This window comes from Pseudomonas sp. NPDC087346 (genome assembly GCF_044744235.1).
GTDB lineage: Bacteria > Pseudomonadota > Gammaproteobacteria > Pseudomonadales > Pseudomonadaceae > Aquipseudomonas.
This window is the reverse complement of record NZ_JBIUXX010000096.1, coordinates 1-1,230: the sequence shown is the minus strand read 5'-3', so window position 1 is coordinate 1,230 and position 1,230 is coordinate 1. Positions and strand designations below refer to the sequence as shown.

The window sequence follows — 1,230 nt, the reverse complement described above, 5'->3', positions numbered from 1 at the left end:
GTTGACGCGGTTACGTACCGTGGTCAAGTTCTGCTTGATGGAGTATTCACGGATTTCCGCCAGCTTGGCCGGGGTCATCGCCAGACGCAGCACCGGTTGACCGTTGAGATCGGCCGGAACAATGTCGAAATCGTTGAAGCTTTTGCGGATCAGTGCACGGGCCTGTTCACGGGAATCTTCATCGCTGAAGCCCAGTTGAATGGCACCGCCCAGTTGCGGCAGGCTGCGATAGCGCAGCTTCTCTTTACGCAGCAGGCTCTTGACGTCGCCTTCGTAGACTTTCAGGCGAGCATCGAGGGCTTTGTCCATGTCCACTTCCAGCAGGAAGTGCACACCACCGGACAAGTCCAGACCCAGCTTCATCGGGTGCGCGCCCAGATTGCGCAGCCATTGCGGGGTGGTTTGTGCCAGGTTCAGCGCGACGACGTAGTCATCACCCAATGCCTTGCGCACAACGTCTTTGGCCGGCAGCTGATCTTCAGCCTTGGTCAGACGGATCAGACCGCCCTTGCCGTTTGCCGCCAGAGTGGCTGCCTTGACGTTGATCCCGGATTCATGGAGCGCAGTGCTCACACGGTCCAGATCGGCCTGATTGACCTGCAAAGCCGTGCTGGCGCCGCTGATCTGAATAGCCGGGTCATCGGGGTATAGATTGGGAGCGGAATAAATCAGACCGACCGCCAGCACCGCCAGGATCAGAATGTATTTCCACAGAGGGTATTTGTTCAGCATCACGCCGCCCGCTTATGACGCGGGGCGCCTTGCGCGCCCCGTCGATTGAGTAGAAGTTGAAACTTAGATCGCTTTCAGCGTGCCTTTTGGCAGAGTGGCGGCGATGGCGCCTTTCTGGAACTTCATTTCCACGGTGTCGGAAACTTCCAGAACAACGAAGTCATCAGCGACTTTGGTGATCTTGCCGGCGATGCCGCCGGTGGTAACCACTTCGTCACCCTTCTGCAGGCTGCCAAGCAGGTTCTTCTGCTCTTTGGCGCGCTTGGCCTGTGGACGCCAGATCATCAGGTAGAAGATGACCAGGAAGCCGACCAGGAAAATCCACTCGAAACCACCGCCCATTGGGCCGGCAGCTGGTGCAGCGGCGTCAGCCATGGCGTTAGAGATAAAAAAGCTCATTTAGCACTCCAGTTGCAAATGTTGAATCTTGGGGTCAGAAAACTCAGTCCAAAGGCGGAACAGGCAGCCCGCGTTTGGCGTAGAAGGCATCTACAAAGT

General features: G+C 57.2%; 1 protein-coding gene and 1 pseudogene. Both read right to left on the bottom strand.

Features of this window, described 5'->3' with window-relative positions; genetic code table 11:
- Positions 1-732: pseudogene (secD, locus tag ACIOZM_RS29750) on the bottom strand (protein translocase subunit SecD); the annotation flags it as partial.
- A 63-nt stretch (positions 733-795) separates the two neighbouring features.
- A complete protein-coding gene (yajC, locus tag ACIOZM_RS29745) occupies positions 796-1,131 on the bottom strand; it encodes a preprotein translocase subunit YajC (protein ID WP_053214538.1) in 336 nt (111 codons plus the stop codon).
- Positions 1,132-1,230 lie beyond the last annotated feature (99 nt).

Bases quoted from the DNA above. Each gene is read 5' to 3' on its own strand.
- yajC (WP_053214538.1), bottom strand. From the start codon at position 1,131: ATGAGCTTTTTTATCTCTAACGCCATGGCTGACGCCGCTGCACCAGCT.